The following is a 16,781-nucleotide window of genomic DNA, read 5'->3' on the forward strand; positions in this document are numbered from 1 at the left end:
AGTGGTGCATCATAAATGAACACCTCATACTGCGCAATTTTTATACAGCACTCAGGACTGATTAAATTTGAACAACGGTAACAGGTAGCGTTGCGCCTCATGGGTGATAATGTCGAAATATTCTGGCTCCAGCGTTCGCCATAAACGTTGATACCAGACATCATCACCTTCGCCACGTACCATCATGTTCCCTTCGTAGGCCTGCAAAAACTTGCTGCGCGCTTTCTGGAGCGAAGCCTCATCCGTTAACATGGCATCATTCTGCGCGTCGTAACAGGCTTTTATCCACGCCCCCCCACTTTCAGGCAGCAAAAGCAGAGGTTTGTTCATGCCCTGACGGTAACCTTCAATATAAAGCGACAGATACGTCAACGCCTGCTCAGGCTCCATCGGCGGGAAACGCCATTCGCCGTCCTTACGTACAAACAACCGGCTTTCACCTTCGTGACCACTCGCACTGTAGACAAGATGTTCGAGCCAGAGTTGCAGGCCATGTGAAACGCTGAGCATGGATGGCCGCCAGCGCAGCAGCCCGTCAGACTGCACGTGCGTGAGCCAGCCGCTGAGGTGCATACCGTTACAATCGAGATCGATTTCAATGCTGCTCGCCGGCTGCCGACACGCGATAACGCGGTCAGCAAGTGCTCGCATCTCCTCGCACTGGGCATCCCAGACGATTTCGCCGAATGCACCATACGGAAGTAATCCCGACGCCCTGTAACGTCGGAACAGTTTACTGGCGTCTTCTTCGTCAACCAGCGCATTCAGAAGCTGGGAATTAAGCTTAAAACGCTCCAGCCCATCAAGAATAAACGGTTCCGCATCGGGGATTTCGCTCTCTTCAGAGCGGAAATTCACCTGCAAGCGTTGCTGGAAAAAAGCCCGGACCGGGTGCGCCCAAAAACGCTGTAGCTGATCAAACGAGAGGGTATCTATGACGCGCGGTTCGAGCGTCTGAATAAAATCGGTTTGCGGCGTCCCCGCTTTCTTCGCTGCGGGAAGCCACTCGCGGGCGTAGCTTTGCAGTTCATCAGGAACGTAATTGACAGGATCAAACGGCATACGGCTATGGTGACAGGTGATATGCGCTATCACCCGACGTTCGCTTTCGTCGCAGTTGCAGGCTTCATCGCCCGGCAGATAGTGACTCTGTCCGATGTAATCCACCAGCTCCTGCACCAGCACAGACGGGAAACGCTCGCTGTTGTCCTGAATTGAACGACCGATATAGCTGATATACAGCCTGCTTTGCGCAGACATCAGCGCCTCAAGAAAGAGATAACGGTCATCATCGCGGCGGCTGCGGTCGCCCCGCTTCGGTTGTGCGCTCATGAGATCAAAACCCAGAGGTGGAAGCGCACGCGGATAAATACCGTCGTTCATGCCAAGCAGACAGACCACTTTGAACGGGATTGAACGCATTGGCATCAGGGTACAAATATTCACCGGCCCCGCAAGGAAGCGCTGGCTGATGCGCTCCTGATCGAGACGTTGCGTCAGCTCATCACGCAGAAGCGAAAGAGGAACCGCCTCGTGATAGTGCGAATTAACCCCCTCATCAACGATGGCCTGCCACTGCTTCTCGATAAGCGCCATGGCCGCTTCAGTTTCGCTGTCCGGCAGGAAGAAATCACTCAGCATTTCGCGGCTAATCGGCAGCCACTCTTCGAGCGGGCGGGGCTGCATCAACGCACGGCGCCAGCGGTTGAGCTGCATAAGCAGCGAGGCTAAGTGACCAACCAGTTCCGCGATTAACCCACTGGACTCATCGTACGGCAGCACGTCATTCCATTCGCCGTGGATGCTCTCCATCGCATACCCCAGCAGCATGCGCGTCAGGCCAAACTGCCAGGTATGCTGGCCGGTCGCAGGCAGTTCAAACTCCTGGACGTTATCATCGTCGATACCCCAGCGGACACCGGATTCGTTGACCCACTGGCGCAGATAGCGCAACCCCTCTTCGTTAATGTTGAAACGTGCGGCCAGAACAGGCACATCCAGCAGTGCCAGCACATCCTCAGAGATAAACCGGCTATCAGGCAGCGAAAGCAGGCTGAGAAAGGCCTGTAGCGCCGGGTGTGACTGACGAGCGCGACGGTCAGAGATTGCGTAGGGCAGATAGCGGTCGCCCGTTGCGCTGCCAAATACCGCCTGAATAAACGGGCTGTAGCTGTCGATATCCGCCACCATCACCACGATATCGCGCGGTGTCAGGGTTGGATCGTCCTGTAACATGGCCAGCAGGCGGTCATGAAGAATTTCAACTTCACGCTGTGGGCTGTGGCAAACGTGGATCGCGATACTGCGATCGTCAGGATCCAGTTTTCGCTTATTGTCGCTTCGCGCAAACTCCTCGGCGGTGATCCCGGCAACGGCACGGTTTTCCAAATCCAGAATATCAAGCTGAATATTGTGCAGCAGGCTGTCCGGCGTAATATCCGCAAACGCATCCACATCCCCTTCTCCCGAGGAGGTGATTTCAGAAAGCAGATAAATATAGTCGCGTCCGAGCTTGCCCCACGAGGCAAGCAGCGGGTTCGGCAGGTTCTGAATCCCTTCTTCATCAAAAAGCTGCGCCGCGTTTTCACTGTCTTTAAACAGCGGCACGGCGCGCTCTTCAAAGAGGCGCTTTCTCTGGCGGGTGACCAGCCGTGAAAGCCAGCGCGGATCCTGAATATCCCCCCAATAGTGTCGACACGGGTTGGTAAAGAGGATATGGATATCAGTGTGCTTACCGAGCGCTTTTAGCGCGTTCAGGTAGACAGGCGGCAGCGCGGAGATACCGCAAATGAACACGCGTGACGGCAAACGGGCTGGCCGTTCTGCGCTGTTCTCAAGTATTGAGATAAAGCGATCGTACAGGTTAGCACGGTGCCACTTAGGCTGACCGAGTTTCCCGGTATGCTCGACCAGCGCTTTCCAGAGCGGCGCCTGCCAGATTTGCGCTTCCGGTAACCCATCGACTAATTCTCCCGCTTCCCAGCGAATCAGCCATTCTGCACGGTAAACCAGATACTGGTCATAAAGGTCGGCAGTACGTGAGGCCAGCTGGAAAAGTTTACGCTTGTCGGTGTCGTCATTCAGATAGTGCCGCAGCATGGCAAACTCATCATGCGCCAGCATGTCCGGCAGCAGCGTCATCAGTTTCCAGGCCATGCTTTGTTTGTTGAAGGCGCTCTGCTCAGGAATATCCGGCAGGACGCGAACAAACATCTCCCAGATAAAGCTCGCGGGCAGCGGAAAATCGATGTTCGCCGCAATGCCAAATTTCTGCGAAAGGGACATTTGCAGCCACTGCGCCATACCGGTGCTCTGCACCAGCACCATTTCTGGCTCAAACGGATCGTCAAGACGCTCTTGCTCAACGATATACTCCATCAGTGCTTCCAGCACATCCAGACGATTTGAGTGGTAAACCCTTAGCATAAACGCTCCCGACTAGCGGCTAACCGGGCAATGCAGACGCGTCAACGCGCCCTGCCGCCCCATAGGAGAAATAAGTGTGACCGTGATGCTGACACATCCGGACTGTGTTGTCTGCCCCCGACTGACCTGCCAGCCCGGCGGGAGCGTTAATGTTGAGATCTGCGACTGATTCCACGCATGATGCCATAGCTGACGATACTGGCTAAGCGCCGCATACCGGGCTGCCAGCGCGCGATGATAGCCGGATAACGCCATCACAACCACAACCAGCAACATCATTGCCAGCAAAACCTCAACGATGCTAAATCCTTTTTGTCTGCTCAGGGTAACTGACATAGCGTACTTTCCTTAAGGGGGCAGAAATCACTCCAGCCGTGGGCGGAAAAGCGTATCTGCCCCTCCGAGATGTCCCCGCCTCGCCATAGCAATAGATTGTCATTGCCGGCAATAAGCAACACACGCGCCCCAAACAGCCTTATACAGACCCGCAAACGTTGTGTCTGTTTGCACTGAACCTCTGGCTGTAAAGCCCATTCCTGAACGCGCCCCCACTCCAGTGCAGATTGCACGGCAGCCTGCTGGCGAACAGACAAACTCTCGCCACTTACCAGCGTGCTAAAGGTTTGCAGCTGCTGATTTAATCCGGTGAGGATCAGCGTGCCGAGCACCAGCAACAGCAGGACCAGCGCCAGCGATGACATGCCCCGCTGACGATTCACAGATTAAACCCCGTTACGGTATGGCGAGCCGAAAAGGGTGCGGTCAGTTCACCTTTACGGCGGGCACGCAGCTCGATACTGATAACCGGCGCAAAGCCATCATGATCGGTTTTAGTGACCATAAATTGCTCTATCAGGACCCGATCCGGGTCGGTGAGCTTATCCCATCCCTTACCGTCACAGGATGTGGCGCCCCGCAGCGTTTCAAGCGATCCGGACTCAAGCCGGAATCCCGTACTGTCGTTTTCTGACGCGGTGCTATCCCACTGGCCGTTGCTGTTCGCATCCCATAGCACAATCGCACATCGTCCTTGCCTGCCGATGATCATCCCCTGCCCCTGGCAATGCCCTGCACAATATCCTGCCCTCTGAAACTGTTTACCGATCGCGAACAGACGTTGCCAGACCTCATCCTCCAGCTCCTGCTGTCCGGATTGCAGTAAAACACCCCGCTGTAGCCCCGGTAAAAAACGTGACGTGCTGAGTAACAGAATGCTGCTTATCGTCATCGCAATAAGCACTTCCAGCAGGGAAAACCCTTTTCGATTTACTGGCATGCACCTTCTCCTGCGGCATTACACAGCCTGATACGTCCGCCATTTGAGACAATAACCCACCACCCACCAGCGCGGCTCTGCACGCGGATATGTCCGGCCCATGCGGTATCCCTTAAACCGTAAAATCCCAGCGCAGGGGTTATGTCGCTTATCGTGACCTCGGGCCACATCGGCTTCATCACGAACGGTCCGCCGCTGTCACAACCGGTCACCGCTAAACTGGCCAGACACTCCTTTTCACCGTCGTTATGCAGCGCGATCCTGTGCTCGCTGTTGTGACGGTTGGCGTCATTGCGCAAAAACACCAGGTAATCCCGCACCTGGCAGGCGGTTTGCCAAAGCCGCTGCCGCTGCTGCCAGCTGTCCCAGCCATAGAGCCCTGTGGCGCTGAGGATCACTGTCAGCGAAACGGCGATAAGGGTTTCGATAAGCGTAAAGCCTTGTTCGTTTTTCATGGCGGGAGTGTGGCGGAATAGCAAAAACGGTGCGAGCGTCAAAGCAGAACTTTACGAGCCGCTTTCAGGAGATTTTCACCCGTTGCAACGCGTTGCATCATCTCTGGAAACAGGCTCGAAAAACAAAACGGGCGTGAAAAAAAACCGGCGCTAAAGAGCACCGGTTGTGTCAGGATTTGCCGTATCAGATGGCGACAGGAGCTTTAATGCCGGGATGCGGGTCGTAACCCTCAATCTCGAAATCATCAAAACGGTAATCGAAGATCGATTCCGGTTTACGTTTGATCACCAGCTTCGGCAATGCACGCGGTTCGCGCGTCAGCTGGAGATGCGTCTGTTCCATATGATTGCTGTAGAGGTGGGTATCACCGCCCGTCCAGACAAAATCGCCCACTTCAAGATCGCACTGCTGCGCCATCATGTGCACCAACAGCGCGTAGCTGGCGATGTTAAACGGCAGGCCGAGGAATACGTCGCAGGAGCGTTGATAGAGCTGGCAGGAGAGCTTGCCGTCCGCCACGTAGAACTGGAAAAACGCGTGGCAAGGCGCCAGCGCCATTTTATCCAGTTCCCCCACGTTCCAGGCAGAAACAATAATACGGCGCGAGTCCGGGTCATTTTTCAGCTGGTTCATGACGGTCGTGATCTGGTCGATATGGCGGCCGTCCGGGGTAGGCCACGCGCGCCATTGCTTGCCGTATACCGGGCCCAGGTCGCCGTTCTCATCTGCCCACTCGTCCCAGATGGAGACATTGTTTTCATGCAGATAAGCAACGTTGGTATCGCCTTGCAGGAACCAGAGCAGTTCATGAATGATCGAGCGCAGATGGCAGCGCTTCGTTGTCACCAGAGGAAAGCCTTCTTGCAGATTGAAGCGCATCTGGTGGCCAAAAATGGAGAGCGTACCGGTGCCGGTGCGGTCGTTTTTCGGCGTGCCCTCGTCGAGCACTTTTTTCATCAATTCAAGATACTGTTTCATGATTCCTCAGGAAAGTTGTTGCTGTGGACGACGACGATACGCCCAAATCATCATAATGGCACCCGCGACAATCATCGGGATGGAGAGGATCTGCCCCATGCTGATGTACTGTACCCATTCCCCGGTAAACTGCGCATCCGGCTGGCGGAAGAACTCGACGATGATACGAAACGCGCCGTAGCCAATCAGGAACAGACCAGAGACAGCCCCCATTGGGCGCGGTTTGCGGATATACAGATTCAGGATGATGAACAGCACCACGCCTTCCAGCGCCAGCTCATAGAGCTGTGACATATGGCGCGGCAGAACGCCGTAGGTATCGAAAATGGACTGCCACTCAGGATGTGAAGGCAGCAGCGCGATATCCTCCGCGCGGGAGCCCGGGAACAGCATGGTAAACGGCACGCTCGGATCGACACGCCCCCACAGTTCACCGTTGATGAAGTTGCCCAGACGCCCTGCGCCCAGCCCAAACGGGATTAACGGCGCAATAAAATCAGCCACCTGGAAGAAGTTCCGTTTGGTCCGTCTGGCGAAGATCACCATGACCAGGATCACACCAATCAACCCGCCGTGGAAAGACATGCCGCCGTCCCAGACGCGGAACAGATAGAGCGGGTCGTTCAGGAATACCGGGAAATTATAGAACAGGACATAACCGATGCGACCGCCCAGGAACACGCCGAGGAAGCCGGCATAAAGCAGGTTTTCCACTTCGTTCTTCGTCCAGCCGCTGCCTGGACGACTGGCGCGACGGCCAGCAAGCCACATGGCAAAGACGAAGCCCACCAGGTACATCAGACCGTACCAGTGCAGCGCTACAGGTCCTATTGAGAAAATAACCGGATCGAATTCCGGAAAATGCAGATAACCACTGTTCATCTGTCACCACAAGATGTTGTTATTCCGCTGAAAGTGGACAGCGGGTGAATTGCATTCCCGCCGTTGGCAGGTGCTCCAAAGTTGCGAATCATAGCATAAGGCAGGCGCGGAGGATGCGCCTGAGATGTAAAAGATGTGTATAGGGTTTCATGCGCGCTGTTCCCCCTCACCCTATTCCTCTCCCTCAAGGGAGAGGGGGTCGTCCGAGCCGTCATTATTTTGTGGGGATCAGCGGCCGCCGCGGATCAAACCGCCCATGCCGCGTCGCTCCATAAACGCAGCCACCTGATGGCGCACTTCGGCTGCCAGCTGTGCTTCCAGGCTACGCGCGGCCAGTTCGCGCGCCTCATCTTGTTCGATGTGACGTAACAGGTATTTCACACGCGCAACGGAACGTCCGTTCATTGACAGGTGACGGAAACCGAGACCAATCAGGATCGCCACGCACATTGGATCGCCGGCCATTTCACCGCACAGGCGCAGGTCGATATTATGCTGCTCGGCTTCACGGGCGATCATCGCCAGGGCACGAAGCATCGCCGGATGCAGGCTGTCGTAGATGCTGGCAACGCGCGTATTGTTGCGATCGACCGCCAGAATGTATTGCGTTAAGTCGTTGGTGCCAACGGAGATAAAATCAACGCGGGTCGCCAGCTGCGGCAACATAAAGACCATCGAAGGCACTTCAAGCATCACGCCGATACGGGGTTTAGGGATCGCATAGCCGATCATCTCTTCCACTTCGCGCCCTGCACGTTCTATCAACCGCCGCGCTTCGTCGATCTCGTCAATACTGGTGACCATCGGCAGCAAAATGCTGAGATTCCCCGTGGCCGCGTTGGCACGCAGCATCGCACGAACCTGGATAAGGAAGATTTCCGGCTGATCGAGGGTTATGCGGATCCCACGCCAGCCGAGGCAGGGATTCTCTTCACTGATGGGCATATAGGGCAGTTGCTTATCCGCGCCGACGTCCAGGGTGCGCAACGTGACGGGTTTATCGTTAAACATCTGCAACATGCCCTGATACTGCGCCACCTGCTCCTCTTCTGACGGGAAGCCGCTTTGCAGCATAAACGGTATTTCGGTGCGGTAGAGGCCGATACCATCGATGCGGCTGCCGAGCTTCTCTTCATGCTCGGGGCTTAAGCCAGCGTTGAGCATCACCTTCACCCGCTCACCGCTCTTGAGCTGCGCGGGCAGGTTGACGTCATCTTCCGCCAGCTTGCTTAATTCATTCTCTTCGCTGATGAGACGCTGGTACTCCTGAAGGAGCACCGGCTCAGGATCCACCAGCAACTCACCGCGGTATCCGTCCACCACCAGCGTACGGCGATGCAGTACGGAGGGCTGAATATCCGCCCCCATCACGGTCGGAATACCGAGCGCGCGCACCATAATGGCGGCATGGGAGTTAGCTGCGCCATCGCGCACCACTACGCCCGCCAGCCTGTCCTGCGGTAATTCCGCCAGCGTCGTCGCCGAGAGTTCATCGGCCACCAGTACAAACCGGCTCGGCCAGGCATTCGCCCCCTGAATAGTATCATCAAGGTGGAACAGCAGACGTTGCGCAAGCGCGCGTAAATCGCCGGCGCGCTCTTTCAGATAACCGTCAGTCAGCACCGCAAACTGCTCGGCAAATTTTTCAATGACCTTTTTAACCGCCCACTCTGCCACCGAACCTTTATCGACCTCGGCAAATAACTCACGACGCAAACGCGCATCGGAAAGCAGGTGTGAGTAGAGGTCGAAAATGGCCGCCGTCTCTTTTTGCGCGCCAGCGGCAAAGCGTTTGCTGTAGCGACGAAATTCATTCGCCGCCTCTTCCAGCGCAGCGGTAAGCCGTTCGCGCTCAAGCGCTTCATCCAGCGTCGAGGCTTCGTAGACCTGCTCCATCAACGGGAGCGTGGCATCCATCCAGCCTTCGGCAATCGCGACGCCCGGCGAGGCCGGAAGCGCACGGATGCGGGTATGACGATACTGCCCAAAAAGGGCTGCCAGCTGAGACTGGGAGAGGATCGCAGCCATCTGCGTTGCCAGCGTGACGAGGAAAGACTCCTCGCTTTCATCGTACTGCCGCAACTCTCGTTGTTGGACAACAAGCACGCCAAGCAGTTGACGGCGCTGAATAATCGGCACGCCAAGGAAAGCGCGGAACCGCTCCTCTTTGACGGAAGGGATATATTTGAAGCTGGGGTGTTTTTGCGCGTCGGCAAGGTTGATTGGCTCCGCCAGTCGCCCGACCAGGCCAACAATACCTTCATCAAACGCGAGCGTGACGGTGCGTCCCCGTGGTTTTTTTAAACCGCGGGTTGCCATCAGGTAGTAGCAACGTCGGTCATGGTCGGCCAGGTAGACCGAACAGACCTCGGTTTCCATCGCAAGACAGATGTCCGTCACCAGAATATTCAGCGCCTCGTTGAGGCGAGGCGCACTGGCAACCTTTTCAACTATTTCTCGCAAGCGGGTGAGCATGATTTGCGTAGCTTAACCTCTTTTACGTCGCCAGGCAGGTGCGCTCTGTGGCTTCGGAGGCGTCTCCTGAAGCTGCATCACGACACTTGCGAACTCTTTCATCACCCTACGATATACATCGCGCTTAAATGACACGACCTGACGAACCGGATACCAGTAGCTTACCCAGCGCCAGCCATCAAACTCTGGCGTGCTGCTGGTTTGCATATTGATATCTGAATCGTTGCCCACCAACTGCAAAAGAAACCACTTCTGTTTCTGGCCGATACAAACCGGCTTTGTGTCCCAACGCACCAAACGTTTCGGTAACTTGTAACGCAACCAGTTGCGGGTCGAAGCCAGGATGCGAACATCTTTTCGGCTTAAACCAACCTCTTCAAACAGCTCCCGGTACATCGCTTGTTCTGGGGACTCTCCGGGATTGATCCCGCCTTGCGGGAACTGCCAGGAGTGCTGACCATATCGCCGGGCCCACATCACCTGGCCCTGACGATTACAAATTACTATTCCTACGTTTGGGCGGTAGCCATCGTCATCAATCACCGGACTACCCCAAACTAAATCTGATATATGAATGATTGTTTCACACTACAGGGAGGCGGTAAACCACTCTCTTACAGGCCTGCAACCTAATAACATTTGAATAACTCACAATTTAGTGCGGAGTTATAAACAGATGCGGGCGACAGAGACCATTTTTATTCACCTTTTCTGTGGATATAGTTGTGAAGAAGTGCGGAATTACCGATGAACAACCTTGTAGCCCGACGAGCCGCCAATTTACCCCGCTTATAACAAATCATTTAAATTCATATGATTATATTGAAATTAAGGGTATCCAGGGCGATAAACGTGACGATCATCACATCAAAGATCCTCCTGCTGATGAAAGATCGAACAGCGTCGGTTTTATCCACAGTTTGTGCCAATAAGTTAGGCACAATTTGTGTGAAAATTCGATTTTCATCGCACGTCAAGGCTGTAAATTGAAACAGTAGTGGCAGTTATTCCCAGTTATCCCATTTTTCTGTGGATAACATGGTATAAGATCCTGTTTATTGTCAGTGACCAGAATTGCACAACCTGTTTTTTAGCCGCCGCGGGACGGATTACATTCTAAAAAAGATGATATAAATCATCCACATGGAATAGGTGCACAGAAAAAGGTAAACTCTGTCCACAAGGGATAAAATATCAGCTCATTTTTTAATCAAAAGGTCGTTAGCATGCATTCTCTCGCCCCACTGCTCTCTCCTCCCGTCAGTGAAGCCCAGTTGCTCCAGCAGGCACAACGCCTGGCAGGCTATTCACTGGGCGAGCTGGCCGTGATGGCTGGGTTGACGATACCTAACGATCTAAAGCGTGATAAGGGCTGGATCGGCGTGTTGCTGGAACGCTGGCTGGGCGCAAGCGCGGGCAGTAAACCCGAGCAAGATTTTGCGGCGCTGGGGGTGGAACTGAAGACGATCCCCATCGATAGCCAGGGGCGGCCGCTGGAAACCACCTTTGTCTGCGTTGCGCCGCTCACGGGTAACAGCGGAGTGACATGGGAAACCAGCCACGTCAGGCATAAGCTGAAGCGGGTGTTGTGGGTACCCGTTGAGGGCGACAGGCAGATCCCGCTGGCTGAGCGTCGCGTTGGCGCCCCGCTGCTCTGGAGCCCGAATGAAGAAGAGGAGAGACAGCTTTCCCAGGACTGGGAAGAGCTGATGGACATGATTGTGCTGGGACAGGTTGAGCGTATCACCGCCCGGCATGGCGAAGTGCTACAACTTCGTCCCAAAGCCGCCAACAGCAAAGCGCTCACTGAAGCGGTAGGCGCACAGGGCGAACCGATCCTGACGCTGCCGCGCGGTTTCTATCTTAAAAAGAATTTCACCGGGGCGCTGCTGGCACGCCACTTCCTGTTGAAAACATAGTTTTTTACTAATTTTGCGCTCCGGCTAACATAATCTCCTCCTTTTTAAGATTTCCCCCCTTTCACCTGTCGTAATATCAGGTTATTACTACACTATGATTTGATACGAGCCAGGTGAGGATGAGAACGATGAAAAAATGGGCAGTAATTATCTCAGCAGTCGGTTTAGCGTTTGCGGTATCGGGTTGCAGCAGCGACTATGTCATGTCAACGAAAGATGGTCGTATGATCCTGACCGATGGCAAACCCGAAGTCGACGACGATACCGGTCTGGTGAGTTACCGCGATCGCGAAGGCAATCAAATGCAGATTAATCGCGACGAAGTCTCCCAGATCATCGAGCGTTAAACAGATAAAGGTCAGTAGCTTGCTGGCCTTTTTGATTTTTTCCTTCCCCTTTTGCCTTCCCTCTGCCATGTTTATATTCCTTTGTCGGGAGGTTCCTGACGCAGTCTGTATGTCTAAAAAAGGAAACCGGCTATGCATTATCATCGTATCCCCCACAGCGCTCTGGAGATCAGCCAACTGGGGTTGGGCACCATGACATTTGGTGAACAAAACAGCGAAGCCGATGCCCATGCACAACTCGATTACGCCGTCAGCCAGGGCATTAACCTGATTGACGTTGCGGAGATGTACCCCGTTCCTCCCCGCCCGGAAACACAAGGTCTTACTGAAACGTATGTCGGCAACTGGCTGGCGAAACGCGGCAATCGCGAAAAGCTGGTCATCGCCTCCAAAGTCAGCGGCCCTTCCCGTAATAACGATGCCGGGATCCGCCCTAACCAGATCCTCGATCGCAAGAATATCCGTGCCGCGCTGGATGCCAGCCTCAAGCGCCTGCAAACCGACTATCTCGATCTTTATCAGGTGCACTGGCCGCAGCGTCCGACGAACTGCTTCGGTAAGCTTGGCTACACCTGGAACGAAAGTGCTCCGGCCGTTACCCTGCTGGAAACGCTGGAAGCGCTCACGGAGTGCCAGCGGGCGGGTAAGATCCGCTACATTGGCGTTTCCAACGAGACGGCGTTTGGCGTGATGCGCTATCTGCATCTGGCCGATAAACACGACCTGCCGCGCATCGTGACCATTCAGAACCCGTACAGCCTGCTGAACCGCAGTTATGAAGTGGGTCTGGCGGAGGTGACGCAGTACGAAGAGGTGGAACTGCTCGCCTACTCCTGTCTGGGCTTCGGTACCCTGACGGGCAAATACCTGAACGGCGCGAAACCGGCTGGTGCGCGTAACACGCTTTTCAGCCGCTTCACCCGCTATAGCGGCGAGCAGACGCAAAAAGCCGTTGCGGCCTACGTGGATATCGCGAAACGCTACGGACTCGATCCGGCGCAGATGGCGCTGGCCTTCGTGCGTCGTCAGCCGTTTGTGGCGAGTACCCTGCTCGGCGCAACGACGATGGATCAGTTGAAAACCAATATTGAGAGTTTCCATCTGAACCTGAGTGAAGAGGTATTAGCGGAGATTGAAGCGGTGCATCAGGTTTATACCTACCCGGCACCGTAATAAAAGCAAAACGGCAACGTGCGTTGCCGTTTTTAGGGTTTTCACCTTCTCCCCGTGGGAGAGGGCCGGGGTGAGGGCATCAGGCCGCACAATTCAACGACGACGCTGCCAGACCCACAGCCCGCTAATCGCCAGCGCGAACAGCGCGCCGAATCCTACCCCGATTGCCACGACCGGCGCACCTGCTTTTACCGCCAGCGAGTAAATCCCCAGCATCAGTAACATCGCCATGTTTTCACCAAGGTTTTGCACCGCAATGGCGTTACCCGCCCCAACGGTCTGCTTGCCGCGCTCCTGCAACAGCGCGTTTAGCGGCACCACAAAGAAACCGCCTAACATGCCGATCAGCAACAGCAGGACATAGGCCGGCAATAGGGCATGTTGCAGGGAGAAGAACAGAACGCCGACGCCGATCAGGATCCCCGCAGGCATGCAGCGCGCGACGGTTTCCAGCGTCACCAGTTTTGCCGCAGCCCCGGCCCCGACAACAATCCCGACGGCGACCATGGCATTCAGATAAGTCGGCGTGGCGTTGTCAGTAATGCCCAGCGCCACCGGCACCCACAGCACCAGCAGGAAACGCAGCGTAACGCCGGCCCCCCAGAACATGCTGGTGCCCATCAGCGAGAAGCGTGTTTCACCGTTACGCCACAGTACGCGGCAGGCGTTGAAGAAGCTGCCGGTCATTGGCCCGAAGCGCCAGGATTGCCCCGGACGCGCCACGGCCAGTTTGGGGATAAACAGGTTGGCGATCACCGCGCCACCGTACATCAGGGCGCAGATGCCAAGCGCGGCGAGCACATGCCAGTCTGCCAGTACGCCACCCGCCACCGAACCCAGCAGAATCGCCGCAATGGTGGAGGACTCCATCAGGCCGTTGGCCTTCACCAGCTTATCACCGGTGGTGAGCTCACCCAGAATACCGTACTTCGCCGGGGAGTAGGCTGCCGCACCAATGCCCACCAGCGTGTAGCCGACAAACGGGTTGATACCAAAGCAGATACTTGCCGCGCCCAGAAGCTTAAGGCTGTTGGCAAACATCATGACACGACCTTTCGGGAAGCTGTCCGCCACCTGGCCGACAAACGGCGCAAATACGATGTAAGCACCCACAAACACCATCTGTAGGATCGGCTGGCTCCAGTCGGGATAAAACTCAGCTTTCAGCAATGCCAGCGTGGCAAACAGCAACGCGTTATCGCCGAACGCGGAAAGAAACTGGGCGGCGATAACCGCCATCATGCCTTTCGACCAGATTGAAGTGTTAGTGTGCACTGACTCACGCATTTTGCTGTTCTGCCTCTTCAACCATGCCCTTCATGGTCACGAAATCGGGTTTACCGCTGCCCAGCACCGGTAACTGTTTGAGGTAACGAATATCGCGGGGGACCGCCAGCTCGGGGATACCGTGTTCGCGTGCATACCTGAGCAGCGCGTCACGCTTCAGTTCACCGTCTGTCGTGAAGAGCACCAGCGCCTCGCCTTTACTGGCATCACTTTTCACCACGGTCGCATGCATTTTCTCCGCCGAGACGGCGGTCGCCAGCGTTTCGACCATTTCAAGAGAGACCATCTCCCCGGCGATTTTGGCGAAGCGTTTTGCACGTCCCTGGATCTGCACGAAGCCCTGATCGTCGAAGCGCACGATATCGCCCGTGTCGTACCAGCCCATTTCAACCTCGCCATTGACGTTCTCGGCCGTCGGCGCCTCAAGCACGCCCGGGTTTTCCACACGCAGATAGCCGTTCATGACGTTCGGCCCTTTCAGCTGAAGACGTCCGCCGTCTTCAATACCCGGCACCGCCAGCAGACGTGCGTCCAGCCCCGGCAGAATGCGGCCAACCGTTCCCGGTTTTGCCGCCATCGGAACGTTGATGGAGACCACCGGCGCGCACTCCGTCACGCCATAGCCTTCCAGAATGCGCAGGCCAAACTTGTCCTGCCAGATCTGGCGCGTGCTGTCCTGGAGTTTTTCCGCGCCCGCCACCACGTAGCGTACGCGGAAGAAATCATACGGGTTGGCGAAGCGCGCGTAGTTACCGAGGAAGGTGGACGTCCCGAACAGCACCGTGCAGTTACGGTCATAAACCAGTTCCGGCACAATGCGGTAGTGCAGCGGGCTTGGGTAGAGGAACACCTCGGCACCGGTCAGCAGCGGCGTAAAGAGACCCACGGTCAGACCAAAGGAGTGGAACAGCGGCAGCGCCGACATAAAGCGATCGTTGGCGGTAAAGTCAGCAATAGTTTTAATCTGTTCGACGTTCGCCAGAATGCTTTTGTGGCTGTGAACCACACCTTTCGGGTTGCCTTCAGAGCCGGAGGTAAAGAGGATAATGGCATCATCTTCCGGCTGCTGCTTAACCTGCGCCAGACGCGGCATCAGCAGGTGCGCGAAAATCCACAGCTTGTCGGCGGTCGTGACGTCTGCTTTCAGATCTTCCAGGAACACCCAGCGCACCTGCGTCAGCTGTTCCGGCAGGTGCCACAGCTTGCCTTTATCCAGGAGCTGGCGGGAGGTAAAGACGGTGTTGATTTGCGCCGCGGTAATCGCGCTGGAGAGCCCTTTCACGCCCGCCGTGTAGTTCATCATCGCCGGAATGCGGCCCCGGGAGACGGCACCAAAGATCACCGCCGCGCTGATACCCGCATTTGGCAGCATCAGGCCGATCTTTTCGCCCTGTTTGCTGTACTTTTCCAGAATACGCCCGACAAACAGCGTTTTGGTCAACAGCTTACGGTAGGTATCCGGCGTAAAATTGATGTCTTCGATGCAGTTTTTCTTCGCACCGTAGCGATACTGCGCCGACAGCAACGATTCATACAGCGTTTCGCGCGGGCGAACTGCCATGCGCGCTTCCATCATAATCTGGTGCAGCATTTCCCCGGCGATTTTACGGCGGTCGCGCGCGCGCGGCGCCTCGGGCATCGGCAGTGACGTCGGCGGTAATATATGCAGCGTAATTTTCGGGAACAGACGCTGCTTCACCAGCCCTTTCAGACGGCTGAAAAAGGTCAGCTCAGCCCCGTCGATGCGTAGCGGCACGACGGTGGCCTGAGACTTCGCCGCGACAAAACCGGCCCCGTCGTAAATTTTCATCAGGGAGCCCGTCACTGAAATACGCCCTTCCGGGAAGATAACCACCGGGCGCCCCTGCCCAACCAGACGCACCAGATGTTTAATCATCATCGGTTTAGTTGGGTCGAGCGGGACAAAATCAATCAGCGGTTTGAGCCAGCGCATGTACCATTTTTCACTGATGGAGCTGTAAACCGCGAAGACGGGCCGCACGGGCAAAAACAGCGCCAGCAATACGCCATCAAGAAAAGAGACGTGATTCGGTGTGATAAGCACACGCTCGCCATAGAGTGCCTGCGTATCGCCAGTCACGCGGATGCGAAACAGGACACGAAACAGTGTGCGGAAGAACCCAAAAAGCATTTCAACTCCCTTTGCCAGCCAGTGTGAAAGGTATAAATGGTGGCAGATTACACGAGAAGTAGTGAGGGAGCGATAGCAAAAACAGAGGCGAAAAAAAACCTGCGCATCCGCGCAGGTTGGTGCAAGAGAAGAGTACGAAAACGTACCAGGAATTCTCACCAATCAATACCTCTGGGATCTTGATTGTGGCCTCCGGCGACAGGCTTCGCCAGCGGGAAAACGCAAGGGAATGAGCCGAAGTGCAACCAGGTGTGAATATTCTCTTTTGCTGTTACAGGTTGAACTTACAGGCAAAAAAAAACCTGCGTAAAACGCAGGTTGGTGTAAATCGTGTTAATCAACCGAAGTTGATTCCACCTATCAATACCTCTGGGATCTCGACTCTAGCAATTCACTACGCATCGTTGCTA

Annotated in this window: 14 protein-coding genes; 3 read left to right on the forward strand and 11 right to left on the reverse strand. The window is 55.5% G+C overall.

The annotated features are described in order from the left end of the window. Positions 1 to 51: 51 nt before the first annotated feature. From recC to rppH, 9 genes are all read right to left on the reverse strand, one after another. Positions 52 to 3,426: an exodeoxyribonuclease V subunit gamma gene (gene recC, locus SK50_RS19850; protein ID WP_048229849.1), complete on the reverse strand. Its 3,375-nt coding sequence runs from the start codon at positions 3,424 to 3,426 to the stop codon at positions 52 to 54. A 12-nt stretch (positions 3,427 to 3,438) separates the two neighbouring features. After that, the gene (locus SK50_RS19855) at positions 3,439 to 3,762 is read right to left on the reverse strand and encodes a prepilin-type N-terminal cleavage/methylation domain-containing protein (protein ID WP_045344625.1); all 324 of its coding nucleotides are present in this window, start codon (positions 3,760 to 3,762) and stop codon (positions 3,439 to 3,441) included. Next, the gene (locus tag SK50_RS19860; protein WP_017382846.1) at positions 3,747 to 4,145 is read right to left on the reverse strand and encodes a DUF2509 family protein; all 399 of its coding nucleotides are present in this window, start codon (positions 4,143 to 4,145) and stop codon (positions 3,747 to 3,749) included. The genes SK50_RS19855 and SK50_RS19860 overlap by 16 nt, the downstream gene beginning before the upstream one ends. Further along, positions 4,142 to 4,702, reverse strand: a complete 561-nt coding sequence (locus SK50_RS19865) for a prepilin peptidase-dependent protein (protein WP_032619109.1) — start codon at positions 4,700 to 4,702, stop codon at positions 4,142 to 4,144. The genes SK50_RS19860 and SK50_RS19865 overlap by 4 nt, the downstream gene beginning before the upstream one ends. Then, positions 4,693 to 5,157, reverse strand: a complete 465-nt coding sequence (locus tag SK50_RS19870; protein ID WP_045344626.1) for a prepilin peptidase-dependent protein — start codon at positions 5,155 to 5,157, stop codon at positions 4,693 to 4,695. The genes SK50_RS19865 and SK50_RS19870 overlap by 10 nt, the downstream gene beginning before the upstream one ends. 184 nt (positions 5,158 to 5,341) lie before the next feature. Next, positions 5,342 to 6,136: a thymidylate synthase gene (gene thyA, locus SK50_RS19875; protein WP_015571751.1), complete on the reverse strand. Its 795-nt coding sequence runs from the start codon at positions 6,134 to 6,136 to the stop codon at positions 5,342 to 5,344. A 6-nt stretch (positions 6,137 to 6,142) separates the two neighbouring features. After that, positions 6,143 to 7,018, reverse strand: a complete 876-nt coding sequence (gene lgt / locus SK50_RS19880; RefSeq protein WP_003862787.1) for a prolipoprotein diacylglyceryl transferase — start codon at positions 7,016 to 7,018, stop codon at positions 6,143 to 6,145. A gap of 228 nt (positions 7,019 to 7,246) precedes the next feature. Further along, the gene (ptsP, locus tag SK50_RS19885; RefSeq protein WP_032669294.1) at positions 7,247 to 9,493 is read right to left on the reverse strand and encodes a phosphoenolpyruvate--protein phosphotransferase; all 2,247 of its coding nucleotides are present in this window, start codon (positions 9,491 to 9,493) and stop codon (positions 7,247 to 7,249) included. Positions 9,494 to 9,505: 12 nt separating this feature from the next. Next, entirely contained in the window at positions 9,506 to 10,036 is a 531-nt protein-coding gene (rppH, locus tag SK50_RS19890; RefSeq protein WP_003862791.1) for an RNA pyrophosphohydrolase, read from the reverse strand. Between the two features lie 683 nt (positions 10,037 to 10,719). Between rppH and mutH the strand changes: the two genes are divergently transcribed. From mutH to SK50_RS19905, 3 genes are all read left to right on the forward strand, one after another. Next, complete coding sequence (gene mutH, locus SK50_RS19895) at positions 10,720 to 11,412, forward strand: DNA mismatch repair endonuclease MutH (protein WP_017692735.1); 693 nt, start codon at positions 10,720 to 10,722, stop codon at positions 11,410 to 11,412. A gap of 128 nt (positions 11,413 to 11,540) precedes the next feature. Further along, positions 11,541 to 11,759 (forward strand): YgdI/YgdR family lipoprotein, encoded by a 219-nt coding sequence (locus SK50_RS19900; RefSeq protein WP_003862794.1) that lies wholly within the window; start codon positions 11,541 to 11,543, stop codon positions 11,757 to 11,759. Between the two features lie 132 nt (positions 11,760 to 11,891). Beyond that, positions 11,892 to 12,932 (forward strand): NADP(H)-dependent aldo-keto reductase, encoded by a 1,041-nt coding sequence (locus SK50_RS19905; protein WP_023295360.1) that lies wholly within the window; start codon positions 11,892 to 11,894, stop codon positions 12,930 to 12,932. 93 nt (positions 12,933 to 13,025) lie between these two features. On the opposite strand, the gene lplT is transcribed toward SK50_RS19905, so the two are convergent. Both lplT and aas read right to left on the reverse strand, forming a co-directional pair. After that, entirely contained in the window at positions 13,026 to 14,219 is a 1,194-nt protein-coding gene (gene lplT, locus SK50_RS19910) for a lysophospholipid transporter LplT (protein ID WP_045333553.1), read from the reverse strand. After that, entirely contained in the window at positions 14,212 to 16,371 is a 2,160-nt protein-coding gene (aas, locus tag SK50_RS19915; RefSeq protein WP_047642212.1) for a bifunctional acyl-ACP--phospholipid O-acyltransferase/long-chain-fatty-acid--ACP ligase, read from the reverse strand. Before aas ends, lplT begins: the two co-directional genes overlap by 8 nt. Positions 16,372 to 16,781 lie beyond the last annotated feature (410 nt).

Source organism: Enterobacter sp. BWH64, from assembly GCF_001037645.1.
GTDB classification, from domain to species: domain Bacteria; phylum Pseudomonadota; class Gammaproteobacteria; order Enterobacterales; family Enterobacteriaceae; genus Enterobacter; species Enterobacter hormaechei_C.